Below are 19790 nucleotides of genomic sequence, written 5' to 3'. Positions count from 1 at the left end.
TCACGCCCCCAACCACGCCTGCCCGCACACCCGGATCGTGTTACCGGTCACCGCATTCGACGCCGGGCTGGCGAAGTAGGCGATGGTCTCGGCGACGTCAACCGGCTGGCCGCCCTGGAACAGCGAGTTCAGGCGGCGGCCGACCTCGCGGGTGGCCAGCGGGATCGCGTCGGTCATCTTCGTCTCGATGAACCCGGGCGCCACCGCGTTGATGGTGATGTTCTTCTCCGCGAACCGGGGGGCCAGCGCGTCGGTCAGGCCGATCATGCCGGCCTTGGTGGCGGCGTAGTTGGTCTGGCCGCGGTTGCCGGCGATGCCGGCCATCGAGGACAGCCCGATGATGCGGCCGTTCTCGGCCAGGGTGCCGTTGTCGACCAATCCCTCGGAAAGCCGCAGCGGGGCAAGCAGGTTGACCGCGAGCACCGAGTCCCACCGGCTCTCGTCCATGTTGGCCAGCAGCTTGTCGCGGGTGATGCCGGCGTTGTTGACCAGGATGTCCAGCCGGCCGCCGTGGTGTTCCTTGACGTGCGCGGTGATCTTGTCCACCGCGTCCTCGGCCGTGACGTCGAGCGGCAGTGCGGTGCCGCCCACCTTGGCGGCCACCTCGGAAAGTGCGTCCCTGGCGTCCTCGATGTCCACGGCGATCACCGTCGCCCCGTCGCGGGCGAACACCTCGGCGATCGTCGCGCCGATGCCGCGGGCGGCGCCGGTCACCAGGGCCACCTTCCCGTCCAGCGGCTTGTCCCAGTCCGCGGGCGCGGTCGAATCGGCGGCGCCGACGCGGTAGACCTGACCGTCGACGTAGGCCGACTTCGCCGACAGGATGAACCGCAACGTCGATTCGCACCCGGTGGCCCCTGCTGAGGCGTCGGGGTGCAGGTAGACCAGCGACACGGTCGAACCGTTGCGCAGCTCCTTGCCCAGCGACCGGGTGAAGCCCTCCAGCGCGCGCTGCGCGGTGCGCTCGTGGACGTCCTCGACCTCGTCGGGAGTCGTGCCGATCACCACCACGCGCGCCGAACGGCCGAGGTTGCGCAGCACCGGGGTGAAGAACTCGTAGAGCGCCTTGAGCCCCGCGGGCTCGGTGATGCCGGTGGCGTCGAACACCAGCCCTGCGAACCGGTCGGCCCACCGACCGCCGAGGTTGTTGGAGACGACCTCGTAGTCTTCGGCGAGCGCCGCACGCAGGGGCTCGACGACGCGCCCCTCCCCGCCGATCAGCACCGATCCCTCCAGCGGTGACTGGCCGGGCTGGTAGCGGCGCAACGGTTCGGGCTGGGGGACGCCGAGTTGCTTGGCCAGGAATGAGCCCGGCCCGGAGTTGACGACCTGGGAGAGGAGATCGGAAGCCACAGCGCTGCCTTTCTGATGACCTGGGGTGAGATCCGGGTAGTCATGGTGCGACGGAGTACGGGTTACCCCGCTCTGTCGCGTCCCTCACGAACTTACTCCAGAGTAAGAACGGTGGGTAGTATGACGCTCGACACCGAAAGACCAAACCGGGAGGCAAGACGTGGCCGACAGCAACTCCACCCGCCGGGTAGCCGTCCTCGGAGGTAACCGGATTCCGTTCGCGCGCTCCGACGGCGCGTACGCCAGCGCGTCCAACCAGGACATGTTCACCGCGACGCTCGACGGGCTGGCCGACCGATTCAACCTGCAGGGCGAGAAGCTCGACGCGGTGATCGGCGGCGCGGTGCTCAAGCACAGCCGCGACTTCAACCTGATGCGCGAATGCGTGCTGGGCAGCAAGCTGTCGTCGTACACGCCCGCGTTCGACCTGCAGCAGGCCTGCGGTACCGGCCTGCAGGCCGCGATCTCCGCGGCCGACGGCATCGCTCACGGCAGATATGAAGTGGCGGCGGCCGGCGGTGTCGACACCGCCTCCGATGCGCCCATCGCTATCGGCAACGACCTGCGCCGTGTGCTGCTCGGGCTTCGTCGGGCGAAGTCCAACGTCGAACGGCTCAAGCTCGTCGGCAAGCTGCCTGCCTCCCTGGGCATCGAGATCCCCGTCAACAGCGAACCCCGCACCGGCATGTCGATGGGCGAGCACGCCGCGGTGACCGCCAAGGAGATGGGCATCAAGCGCATCGACCAGGACGAGCTGGCCGCGGCCAGCCACCGCAACATGGCCGCCGCCTACGACCGCGGATTCTTCGACGACCTGGTGACGCCGTTTCTCGGTGTGTACCGGGACAACAACCTGCGTGCGGACTCCTCGCCGGAGAAGCTGGCCAAGCTCAAGCCGGTGTTCGGCGTCCGCAACGGCGACGCGACGATGACCGCAGGGAACTCCACGCCGCTGACCGACGGGGCGTCGGTCGCGCTGCTGTCGTCGGAGGAATGGGCCGCCGAGCACTCGATCCCGGTGCTGGCCTACTTCGTCGACAGCCAGACCGCCGCGGTCGACTACGTCAACGGGCGCGACGGGTTGTTGATGGCGCCGACCTACGCCGTGCCGCGGATGCTGGCCCGTAACGGGCTCAAGCTTCAGGATTTCGACTTCTACGAGATACACGAGGCGTTCGCGTCGGTGGTGCTGGCGACGCTCGCGGCCTGGGAGTCCGAGGAGTACTGCACGCAGCGCCTCGGCCTGGACGCCGCGCTGGGGTCCATCGACCGGGCCAAACTCAACGTCAACGGCTCGTCGCTGGCCGCCGGGCATCCGTTCGCCGCCACGGGTGGGCGCATCGTGGCGCAGATGGCCAAGCAGCTGGCGCAGAAGAAGAGCGAGACCGGACAGCCGGTTCGCGGCCTGATCTCGGTCTGCGCGGCCGGCGGTCAGGGCGTCACGGCCATCCTCGAGGCCTAGCCCAAAAGTTTTTCCGTCCGCATGTAACACCCACCGACGGCCGGTCGATACATCGGATAGCTCCGTGTTGCCGTCTGACCCCCCGACCCGACGGCAACACGGGGCACTTACTTTGGGGACATGCAGATCAGCATGTTCGGACAGCTCAGCGGATTCGCCCACCCGGTCGACGGCACCGTCGACTACCTGGCCCAATTGCGCGACGAAGGGTTCACCCGCGTCTGGCTGAGCCAGCTGCCCTATGAACCCGACCTGCTGACTGTGCTCGCGGTGGCGCTGCGTGAGGTCGACGGCATCGAGGCCGCCTCCGGCGTGGTGCCGATCCAGAACCAGCACCCGATGCTGATGGCGCAACGCGCGCTCACCCTCAGCCTGATCTCCGGTGGCCGGTTCACCCTCGGCCTCGGCATGACGCACGCCGCGGTCACTGAAGGCATGTGGGGCATCCCGTGGGACAAACCGGTGCGCCGCCTCAACGAGTTCCTCGACGGGCTGCTGCCGCTGCTGGCCGGACAAGCCGCCGATGCCGTCGGGCAGACCGCGACGACGCGCGGGGCGTTGATGATCCCGAACGCGCCGCAGCCCGACGTCTACATCGCGGCCTTGGGGCCGCAGCTGCTGCGCCTGGCCGGCCGTCGCACGGCCGGCACCTGCACCTGGATGACCGGTCCGGCGACGCTGCGCGACCACGTCAGCCCGACGTTGCGGCAGGCCGCGGCCGAGGCGGGACGTCCGGCGGGGGCGGTGCGCGTCGTCGCTGCGCTGCCGGTGGCCGTCACCGACGACGTCGACGCCGCCCGCAAGCAGGCCGCCGAGCAGTTCGCGATGTACGGCACCCTGCCGTCGTATCGGGCGATGCTCGACCGCGAGGGGTTCGCCGGTCCCGAGGACGCGGCGATCATCGGCGACGAGGCCACCGTCACCGCGCGGATCGACGAGCTGACCGCAGCCGGCGTCGACGAGTTCGTCGCCGCGACGTTCGATCCGTCCCTGGAGGGCCGGGCCCGCACCCGCGCCCTGATGCGCGCAGTCGCTTCGGCGGGATGAATTCGTCCGCAGCACTTTTGCGCCCGGCTGCACAGGCGTAGCATCGATCCCACGACGGGTTCGGGAGTGACCGATCCGAAGAGTCGGCAAAGGGATGAAAGCCGACCGCGCAGGACCTAGCGAGACGCACCCACATGTCCTCCCGAACCCGCCCTTTTTTGCCCTCCCGCCCGGGTCGCGGAACGCAAGACGCCCCCGGGAAGAGTCCGGGGGCGTCTCGGGTCCGAGGAGGCTAGAAAGCCGCCTCGTCCAGCTCCATGACCTCGTTGTCGAGGTTCTCCAGGATCGAGCGCGTGCTGGTCAGCAGCGGCAGGAAGTTCTTTGCGAAGAACGACGCCACCGCGACCTTGCCCTCGTAGAAGGCGCGGTCGTCGCCGTCCACGCCGGCATCGAGCTTGTCGATCGCCACCGTGGCCTGCTGCTGCAGCAGCCAGCCGATCACCAGGTCGCCGACGCTCATCAGGAACCGCACCGAGCCCAGGCCGACCTTGTAGATCTCTGCCGGGTTCTCCTGCGCGGCAACCAGATAACCGGTCAGCGTGGCAGCCATGGCCTGTACGTCGGCCAGCGCGGTGGCCAGCAGCGCACGCTCGGCCTTGAGCCGGCCGTTGCCCGACTCGTTCTTGACGAACTGCTCGATCAGGCCGGCGACGTGCGCCAGCGCCACACCCTTGTCGCGGACGATCTTGCGGAAGAAGAAGTCCTGCGCCTGGATGGCGGTGGTGCCCTCGTACAGCGAGTCGATCTTGGCGTCGCGGATGTACTGCTCGATCGGATAGTCCTGCAGGAAGCCGGATCCGCCGAGGGTCTGCAGCGATTCGGTCAGCTTCGCGTAGGCCTGTTCGGAGCCCACACCCTTGACGATGGGCAGCATCAGGTCGTTGACCTTGACCGCCAGGTCGGGCTCGATGCCGTGCAGCGTCTTGGCCACCTCGGCGTCCTGATGCGTCGCGGTGAACAGGTACAGCGCGCGGAGTCCTTCGGCGTAGGCCTTCTGCGTCATCAGCGAGCGACGGACATCGGGGTGGTGGGTGATGGTCACGCGCGGCGCGGTCTTGTCGGTCATCTGGGTCAGGTCGGCACCCTGGACGCGCTCCTTGGCGTACTCCAGCGCGTTGAGATAACCGGTGGACAGTGTGGCGATCGCCTTGGTGCCCACCATCATTCGTGCCTGCTCGATGACGTCGAACATCTGCGCGATGCCCTCGTGGACCTCGCCGACCAACCAGCCCACCGCCGGTACGCCGTGCTGGCCCAGCGACAGCTCACACGTCGCGGAGACCTTCAGGCCCATCTTGTGCTCGACGTTGGTGACGAAGACGCCGTTGCGTTCACCCGGCGCACCGGTCTCGGGATCGAAGTGGAACTTCGGGACGAAGAACAGCGACAGCCCCTTGGTGCCCGGTCCGGCGCCCTCGGGGCGGGCCAACACCAGGTGCATGATGTTCTCGAACAGGTCGTCGGAGTCGGCCGAGGTGATGAACCGCTTCACGCCGTCGATGTGCCAGGTGCCGTCGGGCTGCTGGACCGCCTTGGTGCGGCCGGCGCCGACGTCGGAACCGGCGTCGGGCTCGGTGAGGACCATGGTCGAGCCCCAGCCGCGGTCGGCGGCGAACTTGGCCCACTTCTTCTGCTCCTCGGTGCCGAGGTGGTAGAAGATGTCGGCGAATCCGGCGCCCATCGCGTACATGTAGACGGCCGGGTTGGCGCCGAGGATGTGCTCCTGCAGCGCCCACGACAGCGCGCGGGGCATCGGGGTGCCGCCGAGTTCCTCGCTGACGGTCAGCTTGTCCCAGCCGCCGTCGACGACCGCGCGCACCGACTTCTTGAAGCCCTCGGGCAGGGTGACGGTGTGGGTCTTGGGATCGAACACCGGCGGGTGGCGGTCGCCTTCCTCGAACGAAGCGGCGATCGGCCCCTCCGCCAGGCGGGCCATCTCACCCAACATCTCGGTGGCGGTGTCGACGTCGAGGTCGGCGAAGCTGCCCTGGCCGAGCGCCTTGTCGACGCCGAGGACCTCGAACAGGTTGAATACCTGGTCGCGAACATTGCTCTTGTAGTGGCTCACGGTTCCTCCTCATCGAGAACGCCACCGAATGGTTGGGTACTTCGATTAAGTTACCCACCAGTAACAGTGGATTAACTATACCGCTCGGTAACTTCAGCGCAAGACGACTGTGGCGAATTCCCGCCGTGTTCCCAACCGTCCGGTTGGCCGATCCTCATTTCGACGCCTGAAATGCCCTATAAGCTGGATAAACACGTTGTTGTGAGGATTGTCACGTTTAGCGTTTAGGGTGGGGTGGTGGCAGACAGAACCGGGGTCGCGGTGTGGGGGACCGGCAACATGGGCGCCTCGGCCATTCGGTCGCTGGCGGCCTTTCCGGGGCTGCGGCTGACAGGTGTCATCACCTCGTCGCCGGACAAGGTCGGGCGCGATGCCGCCACCTTTGCGGGATTGCCGGAACCGACGGGTGTGACGGCCAGCGGGGATGTGGACGCCGTGCTCGGGGCGTGCGAGGCGGTGGCCTACATGGCCTCCGGCGACATCCGGCCCGACGACGCGGTCGCCGACATCGAACGGTGCCTGCGTGCGGGCGCGCATGTCGTCACACCGTCGCTGTACTCGCTCTACGACCCCGCCTCGGCGCCACCGGACTGGGTGCAGCGCCTCACGGCCGCGGCGACCGACGGCTCCGCCGCCCTGTTGGTCAGCGGCGTCGACCCCGGGTGGGCCAACGACGCGCTGGCGGTCACCGCGGCCGGGCTGTGCAGCCGCATCGACACCATCACCTGCCAGGAGATCTTCGACTACTCCACCTACGACCAGCCCTACGCGGTGCGGGTGTCGTGCGGCTTCGGCGGTCCGATGGACGAGACGCCGATGATGCTGTTGCCCACCGTCCCGACGATGGTGTGGGGCGGGAACATCCGGCTGATCGGGCGCGGACTGGGCCTGGTGATCGACCAGATCACCGAGGAGGTCGAGCGACTGCCCCTGCAGGAATCCGTCGACACCGTGATGGGCCGCTTCGAAGCCGGGACCCAGGGCGCTTTCTATCTGCGGGTGATCGGATGGTCCGGCGGGCGTGCGCGGGTGATCGTCGAGCACATCACCCGCATCCACCCGAGCTGCGCGCCGCACTGGCCGCAGCCCGACCAGGGAGTCGGGGACCACCGCGTCATCATCGACGGTGATCCGCAGTTGACGATCGTCACGCGTGCCGACGTGCCCGGCGGCACGCGTGCCGACGGCGGCAACACCACCGCGGCCAACCGGCTGCTCGGCGCGATCAGCTGGCTGTCGACCCGACCGCCGGGCATCTACGACGGCCTCGACGTCCCGCTGCACCCACCGCTTCCGCCCGAGGTCGAAGCGACCCGCTGGAGTTAGCTGCCGGCCAGCCCCTTGTTGACCAGCCGGGTCAGCCACGCCGGGGAGAACCGCGCCCCGAGGGCGAGCGCCTTGGCCTGGATGCCGACCGGGAAGTGCACCTGGGCGACCAGGCGGCGCGGCAAGGACGCGTCCACCGCGGCCACGATGTCCTCGGCGATGTCCTGCGCCGTCAGCCGGATACCGAGGGACTGCGTGGTGCCGGTCGAGACGTCCTTGGTCATCGCGGTGTTCACATACAGCGGCCACATGTCGATCACCCGGATCCCGTATTGGCCCCACTCGAGATTCAACGCTTCGGTGATCGCGCGTACGAAGAACTTGGTGGCGCTGTAGTTCGCCAGTTCGGCCTGCCCGTAGATCGCCGACGCCGAGGCCAGGTTCACCACCACCGAGTCGGGGGTCTTCTTCAGATACGGGAAGGCCGCGTGCAGTCCGTGCACCACACCCTTGACGTTGACGTCGATCTCGCGCTGATGCACCTCCAGCGGGATCTCCTCGAAGCGTCCGGCGTTGAGCAGGCCGGCATTGTTGATCAGCACATCGAGGCGCCCGCCGGCGGCCTCGGTGAACTCCGCGAGCCGCTGGGCCACTTCGTCGGCGTCGGTCACGTTGAGATGCCCGACGATCGGGGTGCCGCCCACCGCGGTGACGTCGGCGGCGAGCACCTGCAACCCGTCCTCGTCGATGTCGTAGCCGCCCACCACGTACCCGCGCTGCGCGAACAGCAGCGCGGTCGCTCGCCCGATCCCGGTGGCCGCCCCGGTGATGAAAACCGACTTCGTCATACCTGTTCTCCCGTCGAGGTCAATTCAACTGCCACACCGCGAAATTCAGGCACAGGGCGAACGTCGACCAGGCCAGGTAGGGCAGCAGCAAGGCGCCGGCCAGGACGCTGCGCCGCCAGAACAACACTATGGTGGCAACCAGCACCGCCAGCAGAACAGCGAGCTCGAAGAACGCGACACCACGCCAACCGAGCCCGAAGAACAACGGTGTCCACGCGGCATTGAGCACCAGTTGCACGGCGTAGAACATCAGGGCCCGCCGCGTCTCGGGGGAGGGCCCGGTGCGCCAGACCAGCCACGCCGCGATCGCCATCAACCCGTACAGCAACGTCCAAGTCGGGCCGAAGACCCACGACGGCGGTGCGAAGCCCGGCTGCTGCAGGCGGGCGTAGTCCTGCGCCGAACTGCTGCCGGCCAGACCGCCGAGGAGTGAGGCCACGGCCACGGCGGCGACCGAGATCACCAGAACGAGCAGGGACTTCGGGCGGGTGCGCGAGGTCTGGGCCACCATGGACCGCAGGGTACCCACCGGGTCGGGCTGTCTCTCCTGCCTCGATTGTGGTGATTCGGTGACGTCCGTCAGTCGCCGGACGCTTCGGTCGCGGGTTCGGTTTCAGGTTCAGGTTCGGTTTCGGGTTCCGGTTCGGGTTCGCTCGCCGGCTCGGCGTCGGGCAGCTGCCCGACCAGATACTCGGCGAGCCCGCCGATGGTCGGGTAGTCGAACACCGCGGTCGCGTTGATCGTGAACGCACCCCCGAACTGACTGTGCAGCCGGTTGCGCAGCTCGATGGCCATCAGGGAGTCGGTCCCGAGATCCAGGAAGCGACTGCTCGCCGCGGGCGGCTGCGCGAGACGCAGGAAGGTCTGGACCTCGCGCTGCAGGAACTCGGTGACGAATCCGGCCCGCTGCGCGACCGGAATCTCCTGCAGTTGCCGCAACAACTCGCTGTTCGCGGCGGCCTCCCCCTCGGGGCGCGGCAGGACCAGGTCGAGAATCGGCGGACGCGCACTGCCCAGCACCCTGGCCGCCCGCTGCCAATTGGCCTTCAGCACCGCCGCCTGACCGGTGCCGTTGGCGACGACCTCGGCCAGCGCGGCGAGCGCAGCCGTCGGTTCCAACGGGATCAGACCCTGGGCACTGATGTTGGCGACCGCGGCCTCCGAGGAGGCCATGCCGCCGCGCGCCCACGGACCGAAGTTGATTCCCGTGGCGCACAGCCCCTGTGCCCGGCGCTGTGCGACCAGCCCGTCGAGGAACGCGTTCGCGGTCGCATAGTTGGCCTGTCCCGGGGAACCGAACAGGCTCGACACCGACGAGGACACGATGAAGAAGTCCAGGTCGTCGTCCCGGGTCAACCGGTCCAGATGTGCTGCGCCGAAAGCCTTGGGCGCCAACGTCATCCGGAAGTGCTCCGGGGTCTGCTGGGTCAGCAGCGCGTCGTCGAGCACACCGGCCAGGTGCACCACCCCGGCCAGCGGAGCCAGGTCGGCCCGGATGCGCTCGAGCAGCTCGGCGAGATCGGACTCGACGCCGACGTCGGCGGTGTGCACGTGGATACGGCACTTGTACCGGTCGGTGATCTCGTCGATCGCCGCGCGGGCGTCGTCGCCCGGGGCGCGGCGACTGGTCAGCACGATCTCGCCGGCGCCGCGCTGCGCCAGGTAGGCCGCGGTGTGCAGACCGATCGCACCCAGACCGCCGGTGATCAGATAGCTGCGATCGGCGCGCGGGGCCAGCGGCTCGGGGATCTGGCAGACGATCTTGCCGATGTGCCGGGCCTGCTGCATGCGCCGGAAAGCCGACCGGGCCTCGGTCAGCGGGTACACCTCGGCGGGCAGCGGGCGCCACTCGCCCTTGCCGAGGCCCTCCGACACCTCGGTCAGCAGCGTGCGGATGCGCTCCGGTTCGGTCAGTGTGACGGTGTCGAGGGCGACGATCTCGTAGGCGATGTCCGGACGCGCCGCCGACATCTGCTCGGCCGACCAGATGTCGCGCTTGGCGATCTCGACGAAGCGGCCGTGCTGCGCGGTGGCCCGCACGGTCGCCTCGATGAAGCCCTCACCGGTCAGGCTGTTGAGCACCACGTCGACGCCGGCACCGTCGGTGTCGGCCAGGATCTCGTCGGCGAAATCGGTGGTGCGCGAGTCGTAGACGTACTGCACCCCCATGGCCCGCAGCGTGGAGCGCTTGAAGGTGCTCGCCGTGGCGAAGACCGTCGCGCCGTGCTGCTGGGCCATTTGGATGGCGGCCAGCCCGACGCCGCCGCTGGCGGCGTGGATCAGGACGCGGTCTCCGGGACGCAGCTGCGCCCAGTCGAACGCCAGCCGCACGGTCAGCGCCGCGGCGGGGATGGTCGCCGCTTCCACGGCGGTGACCCCGTCCGGGATCGGCGCGAGTAGTTGCGCGGGCACGTTGAAGCGGCTCGCGAACGCGCCCTGCATGAAGCCGTAGACCCGCTGACCGACCTCGAGCGCGTCGACCCCGGCCCCGACCTGCGTCACCACACCGGCGAAGTCACCGCCGATCGGTCCGGGATCACCGGGGTAGAGCCCGAGGACGTTGAGCACGTCGCGGAAGTTCAGACCCGCGGCCTCGACGCGCACCTGCACGTAGCCGTCCGGCGGGGCGGGCACGTCGTGGGCCACCAGCCGCAGGTTGTCGATCGCGCCGCGTTCGGTCGGCGCCAGCGCGTAGTCGCTGCCGCGGGGCACCGTGAGATGTCCGCTACGCGCCCACGGCAGCAGCCGGGAGGCCAGGATCTTGCCTTGGCGCACAGCGATTTCCGGCTCGTCGACCGGGGCGGCCAGCAGATCGGTGAGCAGGCGGACCGCTTCGGGGGATCCGTCGAGGTCCACCAGCCGGCACCGCAATCCGGGTTCCTCGTTGATGGTGGTGCGTCCCAGACCCCACAACGCGGCCTGCACCGGGTCCACCTGCTCGGCGGATTCGGTGGCCACCGCCCCTTCGGTGACGATCCACAGTCCACCGGGCAGTTTGACTCCTCCGGCCTGTACGGCGTGGATGACGCTGAGCAGTTCGGCCACCCCGGCCTCGAGCCGGGCACCGGGATCGGCGTCCTGGGCACCGGCGGTGGCGCCGCGCCAGAGCACACCGGAGAACGGCACACCGCGTTCGCCGGCGTCGATGAGCACCTGCCCCAGCGGCTGTGTGGCGCTGCCGCTGTCGTGGGTCAGGCAGCCCCGTACGCCGGCGGCGAGCTCGTCGAAGTCGACGATCAGCCAGGTACCGCCGGTCTGCTCGGTGGCGTCCGGCGCCGGCAGCTCGTGCCAGCCCAGCGTGTAGAGCAGGCGGGTCGCGTCGCCGCCCAGGCCGCGCAGCAACGCCTCACGCGGCGCCCGCTTGACCGTGAACTCGGTGATCCCGCCGAGGCGCTGACCGTCGCGGTCGAGGAAATCCAGGTCGAACACCTGGGTCTCGGCGTCCAGTGCGCTGGTGTGCCACTTCGCGCGGCAGTAGAACCGGCGCGGCATCTTGTCGGCCAGCATCACCTGCCCGTAGCGCAGCGGCAGGAACAGGTCGTTGACGCCCTGTTCGGCGGCGAGCAGGGCGGGGAACGCCGGGAACGCCACCCCGGTGCACAGATCCATCAACACCGGATGCATGGGTTCGGTGCCGAGGTGTTCGGCGAGCTCCTCGGAGACCATGATGTCGCCGACGGCCTCCCCGTCCCCGAGCCACAGCGATTTCAGCGAACCCGACCACGCCGGTCCCCACATCAGCTCCATGTCGGCGAACGTCTCGAACAGATCCGCCGGGCGCATCCGATTGAGCCGCTCGACGGCCTCGTCGACCGGTTCGGTCTCCTCGCCCGGTGACCGGTCGTCGGGGCCGCTGACCACCGTGCCCTCGGCGTTGAGCGACCACTCGGCGTCGCGTACCCCGTAGGGCCGGCTGTGCACCTGGAACTTCCGGCCGCCGTCGGCCGGTGCCTGCAGGGTCAGCTGGACCTCGCGAGACGCCTTCTCCGGCAGAATGATCGGCTCGTAGAAGAAGACGTCCTTCGCATGGGCAGGCGTGCCCACCGCGGCCAGTGCCATCGCGGCGTACGTCGCACCGGGCACCACCACCGTGCCGTAGATGACGTGATCGGCCAGCCACGGCTGCGACTTCACCGACAGCCGGCTGGTGTACACGCAGTCGCCGGAGGCGAGATCCTTGGCGCTGCCCAGGATCCCTGACACCGCAGGACCGTCGACGGTCACCGACGCGGACTTCGGCCAGAACCGGCGCCGCTGGAAGGGATAGGTCGGCAGTTCCAGCCGGTGACCCGAATCCGGGTGCAGCGCCGCGAAATCGGGACGGTGTCCGCCGACGTACGCGGCGGCCAGGGCCTCGGCGATCTGCCGCCGATCGGCCACACCCTTGCGCAGCGACACGATCGCACGCGGCGCGGCCAGGTGCTCGGGCCAGACCTGTACCGCGGCGCCGGTCAGCGCCGGCTGCGGGCCGATCTCCATGAGCACCGTGCAGCCCAGCGCCGCGACGGTGCGCACGCTCTCGGCGAACTGCACCGGCTGACGGGAGTGTTTGCGCCAGTACTGCGCATCGAGCGGTTGCTGGGCGGTCAACACGGTGCCGGTGCGGTTGCACACCAACGGCAGTGTCGGCGCGGCGAACTCGATGCCGGCGGCGAAAGCCTCGAACTCGTCGAGGATCGGGTCGAGCAGTTCGGAGTGGAAGGCGTGACTGGTCTGCAGCCAGGTGCACCGGATTCCCTCGTCGGCGAAGGTGGCCACGATCTGTTCGAGATCCTCACCCGGACCCGAGAGCACGGTATTGGGGCCGTTGTAGGCGCCCACCGAGACGCGCGGGAAGTCGGCGGCGGCGTGCTCGACCGCGGCGGCGTCGGTGAACACCGCCACCATGCGGCCCCCGTCGGGGAGGCTGCCGAACATGCGACCCCGTTCGGCGATGAGACGGACGCCGTCCTCGAGGCTGAACACCCCGGCCACACACGCCGCGGCGTATTGGCCGACGCTGTGCCCGAGCACCACGTCGGGCTCGATACCCCACGACTGCCACAGCCGGGCCAGGCCCATCTCGACGGCGAACAGCGCCGGCTGGGCGAACGAGGTGTGCTGCAACAGGTCGGCGTCGGCACGGTCGGTGGCGAACAGCACGTCGAGCAGCGGGCGGTCGACGATGTCGCGCACCGCCTCGGCGCAACGCGTCACGACATCGGCGAAAACCGGTTCGCTTTCGAACAACTCGCGCGCCATACCGGGGTACTGACTGCCCTGCCCGGTAAACAGCCAGGCGGTCATCGGGTGGTGGGTGTGCTCGCCGCGGACCACGCCGGGAGGCAGCCGGTTCTCCGCGAGGTCGGCCAACCCCTGCCGGGCCGCGTCCACCGAATCGACCACCAGGGCGGCGCGATGCTCGAAATGGGTGCGGCCGGTCCCGGCGGTCCGACACACCTCGGCCAGGTCGGCGTCGGGGTGCGCGGTCAACCAGTCCTCGTACCGCCGGGCCAGCGCGGTGAGCGCTTCGGCGGACCGGCCCGACAGAGCGAGCACCTGTGCGGGTGGCTGCTCGGCGCCCGGTCGTCCGGGCGCGGTCTGGGATCGGGGCGCTTCCTCGACGAGTACGTGGGCGTTGGTGCCGGTGAAACCGAAAGAGCTCACCCCGGCGCGGCGCGGCCGGCCGTTGGCCTGCCAGGGCAGCGCCCGGTCGACCACCTGCACGGGCAGCGAATCCCACGGGATGTGCGGGGACGGGGTGTCGAAATGCAGGCTCTGCGGCAGCATCTCGTGCTGCAACGACAGCACCACCTTGATCAGACCCGCAGCGCCGGACGCTGATTCGAGGTGGCCGATATTGGTCTTGACCGAACCCATCAGCAACGGGCGGTCGCGCTCGGCGCCGTAGGCGGCCGCGGCGGCCTGCACCTCGATCGGGTCACCCAGCGGAGTGCCGGTGCCGTGCGCCTCGAGGTAATCCACGTCGGCGCCGCGCACACCGGCGCGCGCCAGGGCGGTGCCGATGAGGCGTTGCTGCGCACCGCCGTTGGGCACCGTCAGCCCGCTGGAGGCGCCGTCCTGGTTGACCGCGCTGCCGGGGATCACCGCGCACACCCGGTCGCCGTCGCGTTGTGCGTCGCTGAGCCGTTTGAGCACGAGGATGCCGCACCCCTCGCTGCGGACGTATCCGTCGGCCGACGCGTCGAACGTCTTGCACCGTCCCACCGGGGACAGCATCCGCGCGCGGGACGCCGCGACCACCGTCACCGGGCTCAGCAGTACGTTCACCCCGCCGGCCAGCGCCAGGTCGCAGTCGCCGGAATGCAGGGCCTGGCAGGCCTGGTGCACGGCCACCAGCGCGGAGCTGCAGGCCGTGTCGACGGCGACCGCGGGCCCTTCGAACCCGAGCGCGAACGCGACCCGACCCGAGATCGCGTTGAGCGCGTTGCCGGTGATGAAATGCGGTTCGATCTTCTCGATCGACTCCGCCGACAGCAGATGGGCGTACTCGTTGGCGGCCACGCCCACGAACACCCCGGTCCGGCTGCCGCGCAACGCCTGCGGTGAATAGCCGGCGCGTTCCAGGCCCTCCCAGACGGTCTCGAGCATCAGGCGCTGCTGCGGCTCGATCCACACCGCTTCACGCGGCGAGATGCCGAAGAACTCGGGGTCGAACTCGTCGATCCCGTCCAGGAAACCACCGAAGCGGGTGTAGGTCTTGCCGGGGCTGTCGGGGTCGGGGTCGTAGAACTCGTCGATGTCGAAGCGGTCCTCGGGCACCTCGCGGATGGCGTCGACCCCGTCGGCCAACACCTCCCAGAACGCCTCGGGGTTGGGCGCGCCGGGGAACCGGCACGACACCGCGACCACCGCGATGGGCTCGTCAGACCGTGCGGTGACCGTGACCTGCGCCGGGCGGGCAGCCGGATCGTCGAAGCCCAGGACGTCGCCGAGCAGGTAGTCGGCGGCATCGGAGAGCCGGGGGTGGTCCATGGCCAAGGTGGCCGGAATCTGCTTGCCGACGGCCTGTTCGATGCGCTGGCGCAACTCGACGGCCATCAGCGAGTCCATGCCGATGTCGAAGAACCCGGCATCTTCCCGGATCTCGGCGGCGTCAACTCTGGTCACGTCGGCCACCGCGTCGCGCAGGAAGTCGATCATCAACCTGCGTCGCTGCTGTACCGGTGCTGCGGAGAGGCGGTCGACCAGCGGTGACCGTCCCGCCGGCCCGGTGGCCGCCGTTGCGGCCGAGGGCAGTTCGCGTTCCATCTCGGCGAGGAAGCCGCGCCGACCGGCCTGCTGGTACAGCGGCAGGAAGCGGCTCCAGTCGATGCGCGCCACCACCGTCTGCGCGGTGGCGGCGGCGACGGCGTCGGTCAGCCCGGCCAGCGCGTCGGTCGGGGACAGGGCGCGGATTCCGCGCTGTTCCAACCTGTCTCGCGCCTGTGCGTCGGCCATGCCGGCCGCCCACGGGCCGAAGTTCACCGCGACCGCGGTGACCCCGCGCCCGCGCAGCTGCCAGGCCAGGCCGTCGAGGAACGCGTTGGCCGCGGCGTACGCGGTCTGGCCGAACCCGCCCCAGATCGAGGCGATCGAGGATGTGCTGACGAAGAAGTCCAACGGGGTGTCCGCGGTGGCTTCCACCAGATGCCAGGCACCCCAGACCTTGCCGGCGAAGACACGGTCGATCTCCGCGTCGTCGAGTTCGGTGATCGGGGTGGTGCCGATCTCGCCGGCGGCGTGGACGACACCGGCCAGCGGCGGTGATCCGGCGGACACCGCCTGCACCAACCGCGCGACGTCGTGGGGGTCGGCGACATCGGCGCTGTGCACCCGGATGTCACATCCGTACTGTGCGGCCAGCGCGTCGATGCGCTCCTGCGCAGCGCCCGCGGCGGTGCGCCGGCTGGTCAGCACGATGTGGCGTGCGCCGAGATCGGCCAGATGCGCGGCGGTGGCCAGCCCGATTGCTCCCAGCCCACCGGTGACCAGGTAGGTGGCGTCGCCACGCACAGGCAGCGGCGTCGCGGCGGGCGGGGTGCTGCGGCGCACCAGCCGCGGCACGTGCAGCGTCGCCCCGCGCACCGCGACCTGATCCTCGCGGACAGCCGAGTCGGATTGTGCGGCAATGGCATCGACGACCGACGACCACTGCGCGGGGCTGTCTGCGTCCAGATCGACCAGGCCGCCCCACAGGTGCGGCAGCTCCAACGCGACCGCGCGGCCGAATCCCCACAACGCGCTGTGCTGCGGGGCCACGATGTCGGTGTCGAGGACCCGCTGCGCGCTGCACGTGATCAGCCAGATCGGGGCGCGCAACTCGGCGGCGGCCGCCGCGCGGAACAGCCGGCGGGTGCCGCCGAGCACCCGGTGCTGCATCCGCAGCAATGCCCGCGCCGACGATGACATCTCCGCTTCCAGCGCCCCCACATGCACGATCCGCAGTGACGAATCCTGTTGGGCGGCAGCGCGCAGCAGCTCGGTCAGAGCGGCTTCGTCGGTGTCGGTCGCCGGGAGCCCGACGACGCGGTGGGTGTCCCCGCGTCGGGTCAGCTGCTCGGTGAGCGCGTCGACCGCGCTGGTGTCGTCCCCGACGACGACCCATGAGACGTCGCCCTCGGCCGGGGTGACAGTGTGCTTCTGCCAGACGATTTCGTAGCGGGCGTCGGCGATCGACCGGCTGCCGCGCTGGCGGTTGTGCTGGGTGGCCAGCTTGGCCAGCACCTCCCGGGTGCGCGGATCGGCCTCGGCGCCGTCGAGCAGCGCCGCGAGTTCGTCGATGCGGCCCTCTTCGAGCAGCCCGACCGCCTGGCTGGACGCAGGGACGTTCTGGTGCAGCCCGGGCTCTTCGCGGTCGTCCCGGTACCAGTACTCACGGTGCTCGAACGGGTAGACCGGCAGGTCCACCTTGTTCGCTTGCGGCCGGCGCAGCGCGGCGAATCGTGGGTGGTGCCCTTGGACGTAGGCCTCGGCGAGGGCCTCGGTGATCTGGCGGTGGTCGGCGGTGGTGTTGCGCAGCGAGGCCAGGACCCGCGGGGTGCCGGCGGGATCCGGCCAGGCGCTCAGCGCCGCAGCGGTCAGCACCGGGCGCGGGCCGATCTCCAGCAGCAGCCTGCAGTTCAGCTCCGCGAGGGTCTGCACGCTCTTGGCGAACTCGACGGGCTGGCGTGCGTGCCGCCGCCAGTATGCGCCGTCGATCTGGACGCTGCGGCCCAGCGCGACACCGGTGCGGTTGTCGACCAGGATCCGTTGCGGGGCACGGAAAGCGATCCGGTCGGCGTAGGCCTCGAAGTCGTCGAGGATCGGGTCGAGCAGCGCTGAATGGAATGCATGGCTGGTCTCCAGCCAGTCGCATCGCACACCGTCGCCGACCAACTGCGCCACGGCCTGCTCGAGATCGGTTGCCGGACCGGACAACACGGTGTTGGCGCCGTTGAATGCCGCGACCGACAGCGTCGGGAACCGGTCGGTCAGGGGCTCCACCTGCTCGGCGGGGGCGAACGCTGCGACCATGCGGCCACCGGCGGGCAGGCTCGCGAACAGGCGGCCACGCTCGGCGATCAGCCGGGCGCCGTCGGCGAGGTCCATCACGCCGGCGACACAGGCCGCCGAGTACTGGCCGACGCTGTGGCCGAGCACCACGTCGGGCTCGAAACCCCAGGACTGCCACAGCCGGGCCAGACCCATCTCGATGGCGAACAGCGCCGGCTGCGCGTAGGACGTCAGGCGCAGCGTCTGGTCGGGATCGTCGAGCTCGAACATCACGTCGAGCAACGGTTTGTCCAACACCTCGGCCGCCGCGTCCGCACAGGCGCGGACGGTGTCGGCGAACACGGGCTCGGTGTCGAACAGTTCGCGTGCCATACCGGGGTACTGGCTGCCCTGTCCGGTGAACAGCCACGCGGTCTTCGGCGCTTCGACCGACTCGCCGCGCACCAGACCCGGTGCCGGCCGGTCGTCGGCGAGCGCGCCGAGCAGTTCGAGCGCCGATTCGGTGGAGTTCACCACCAGCGCGGCCCGGTGCTGGAGGTGGGCCCGCCCGGTGGCGGCGGTGAAGCTGACGTCGGCGAGCGTGGCCTCGGGATGCGCCTGCCACCAGGTGCGGTACCGGTCGGCGAGCTCGGTCAGTGCCGCGGGTGTGCGCGCCGACAACGGAAGGATGCTGAACGCGCGGGTGTCCTCGGCGGTGACCGGCGGTACCTCGACCGGGACATCGGCAGGCTCCGGGGCCTCCTCGAGGATCACGTGGGCGTTGGTGCCGGCGAACCCGAACGAACTGACCCCGGCGATGCGCGGCCGGTCGCCGGACTCCCACGGCACGGTCTCGCGGAGCACCTCGATGGGCAGCCGCTGCCAGGGGATGTGCGGCGACGGGTTCTCGAAGTTCAGGTGCTTGGGCAGGGTGCGGTGCTCGAGCGCCAGGATCACCTTGATCACCCCGGCGATCCCGGCGGCGGCCTCCAGGTGGCCGATGTTGGTCTTGGCCGAGCCGACCAGCAGTGGGCGGTCGGCGGGCCGGCCCGCGCCGAAGGCCGCGCCGGCGGCCTGCGCCTCGATCGGATCGCCCAGCGAGGTTCCCGTGCCGTGTGCCTCCAGGTAACCGACATCGGCGGGGGCCAGCCCGGCGCGCTTCAACGCGGCCGCGATGACCTGTTGCTGCGCAACACCATTGGGCACCGTCAACCCGCCGGACGCGCCGTCCTGGTTGATCGCGCTGCCGCGGATGACCGCTCGGATCCGGTCGCCGTCGCGAACGGCGTCCTCGAGTCGTTTGATGACGATGACGCCGCAACCCTCGCCGCGGACGTAGCCGTCGGCGGCCGCGTCGAAGGTCTTGCAGCGGCCGTCGGGGGCCAGCATGTGCGCGTTGGAGAACGTGATCATGGTGGCCGGGGTGAGCAGGACGTTGGCGCCGCCGGCCAGCGCCATGTCGCACTCGCCGAGTTGCAGGGCCTGGCACGCCTGGTGCAGCGCGACCAGCGACGAACTGCACGCGGTGTCCACGGCCACCGCAGGGCCCTGCAGGCCCAGCCGGTAGCTGATCCGTCCCGCCGCCGCGGCGTTGGACGTGCCGATGGCCATGTAGGCCTCGATCTCGGGATAGGTGAGCTCGTCGGAGGCCATGCCCAGGTAGTCGTGGGTGGCAAGACCGACGAACACCCCGGTGTTGCTCTCGGCCAGCGAGGTCGGGGCGACCCCGGCGTGCTCGACCGCGTGCCAGGCCGTCTCCAGCAGCAGCCGGTGCTGCGGGTCCATCAGCCGGACCTCGCGGGTCGACATCCCGAAGAACGGCGCGTCGAACCCGGTCGCGTCGTCGACGAATCCGGCGCGGCGGGTCACCACCTTGCCCGGGGCGCCGGGCTCGGGGTCGAAGAACTCGTCGGCGTCCCACCGGTCCCGCGGCACCTCGGAGATCGCCTCGCGCCCGTCGCACAGCAAATCCCAGAACGCGTCGGCATCCGGGGCGCCCGGGAAGCGGGCGGCGTACCCGATGACCGCGAAACGCGGGCTCGGTCGGACCAGATCGTCGGCAGATTCCATGCCGTTGTCCCTCCACTGTCGATCGGTGGTGAGAGTGTGACCCTGCGCGACTTCGATGGCCCTGACGATCAACTTCCCCGGGGGACACTATGGCACGCACCGTCGGACGTCGGGTCGGGTACGGGGGGTTTCGGCAGGAGCCTGGGCAACGGCGGTGTAAGTCGGAGTATGTTGATGCCGGCACAGGCCTGACGCCGGCTCTGTCGGCCGTCATGCGGGGAGG

General features: G+C 69.8%; 8 protein-coding genes. 3 read left to right on the top strand and 5 right to left on the bottom strand.

All coding sequences use genetic code 11. From position 1 onward, the window contains the following. Positions 1-1353, bottom strand: coding sequence for a 3-oxoacyl-ACP reductase (locus tag ACAG25_RS03410; protein ID WP_370486897.1), 1353 nt, complete (start codon positions 1351-1353; stop codon positions 1-3). 160 nt (positions 1354-1513) lie between these two features. Here ACAG25_RS03410 and ACAG25_RS03405 point away from each other — a divergent pair, with 160 nt between their 5' ends. After that, the gene (locus ACAG25_RS03405) at positions 1514-2815 is read left to right on the top strand and encodes an acetyl-CoA C-acetyltransferase (RefSeq protein WP_370486896.1); all 1302 of its coding nucleotides are present in this window, start codon (positions 1514-1516) and stop codon (positions 2813-2815) included. Between the two features lie 120 nt (positions 2816-2935). Then, a complete protein-coding gene (locus ACAG25_RS03400; RefSeq protein ID WP_370486895.1) occupies positions 2936-3862 on the top strand; it encodes a TIGR03564 family F420-dependent LLM class oxidoreductase in 927 nt (308 codons plus the stop codon). A gap of 232 nt (positions 3863-4094) precedes the next feature. Here the strand turns inward: ACAG25_RS03400 and ACAG25_RS03395 are convergent, their stop codons facing one another. Further along, on the bottom strand, positions 4095-5930 hold the full coding sequence (locus tag ACAG25_RS03395; RefSeq protein ID WP_370486894.1) for an acyl-CoA dehydrogenase: 1836 nt from the start codon (positions 5928-5930) through the stop codon (positions 4095-4097). A 279-nt stretch (positions 5931-6209) separates the two neighbouring features. Between ACAG25_RS03395 and ACAG25_RS03390 the strand changes: the two genes are divergently transcribed. Further along, a complete protein-coding gene (locus ACAG25_RS03390; RefSeq protein ID WP_370487381.1) occupies positions 6210-7256 on the top strand; it encodes a dihydrodipicolinate reductase in 1047 nt (348 codons plus the stop codon). Here ACAG25_RS03390 and ACAG25_RS03385 read toward each other — a convergent pair. From ACAG25_RS03385 to ACAG25_RS03375, 3 genes are all read right to left on the bottom strand, one after another. Next, the gene (locus ACAG25_RS03385; protein ID WP_370486893.1) at positions 7253-8044 is read right to left on the bottom strand and encodes an SDR family oxidoreductase; all 792 of its coding nucleotides are present in this window, start codon (positions 8042-8044) and stop codon (positions 7253-7255) included. The genes ACAG25_RS03390 and ACAG25_RS03385 overlap by 4 nt on opposite strands. A 19-nt stretch (positions 8045-8063) precedes the next feature. Then, complete coding sequence (locus ACAG25_RS03380) at positions 8064-8555, bottom strand: TspO/MBR family protein (RefSeq protein ID WP_370486892.1); 492 nt, start codon at positions 8553-8555, stop codon at positions 8064-8066. Positions 8556-8623: 68 nt separating this feature from the next. Continuing rightward, on the bottom strand, positions 8624-19567 hold the full coding sequence (locus ACAG25_RS03375) for an SDR family NAD(P)-dependent oxidoreductase (RefSeq protein WP_370486891.1): 10944 nt from the start codon (positions 19565-19567) through the stop codon (positions 8624-8626). Positions 19568-19790: the final 223 nt, after the last annotated feature.

The sequence above is a fragment of the Mycobacterium sp. pV006 genome (assembly GCF_041287115.1).
Taxonomy (GTDB): Bacteria; Actinomycetota; Actinomycetes; order Mycobacteriales; family Mycobacteriaceae; genus Mycobacterium.
The sequence above is the reverse complement of the archived record's forward strand: the minus strand, read 5'-3'. Positions and strand labels throughout refer to the sequence as shown.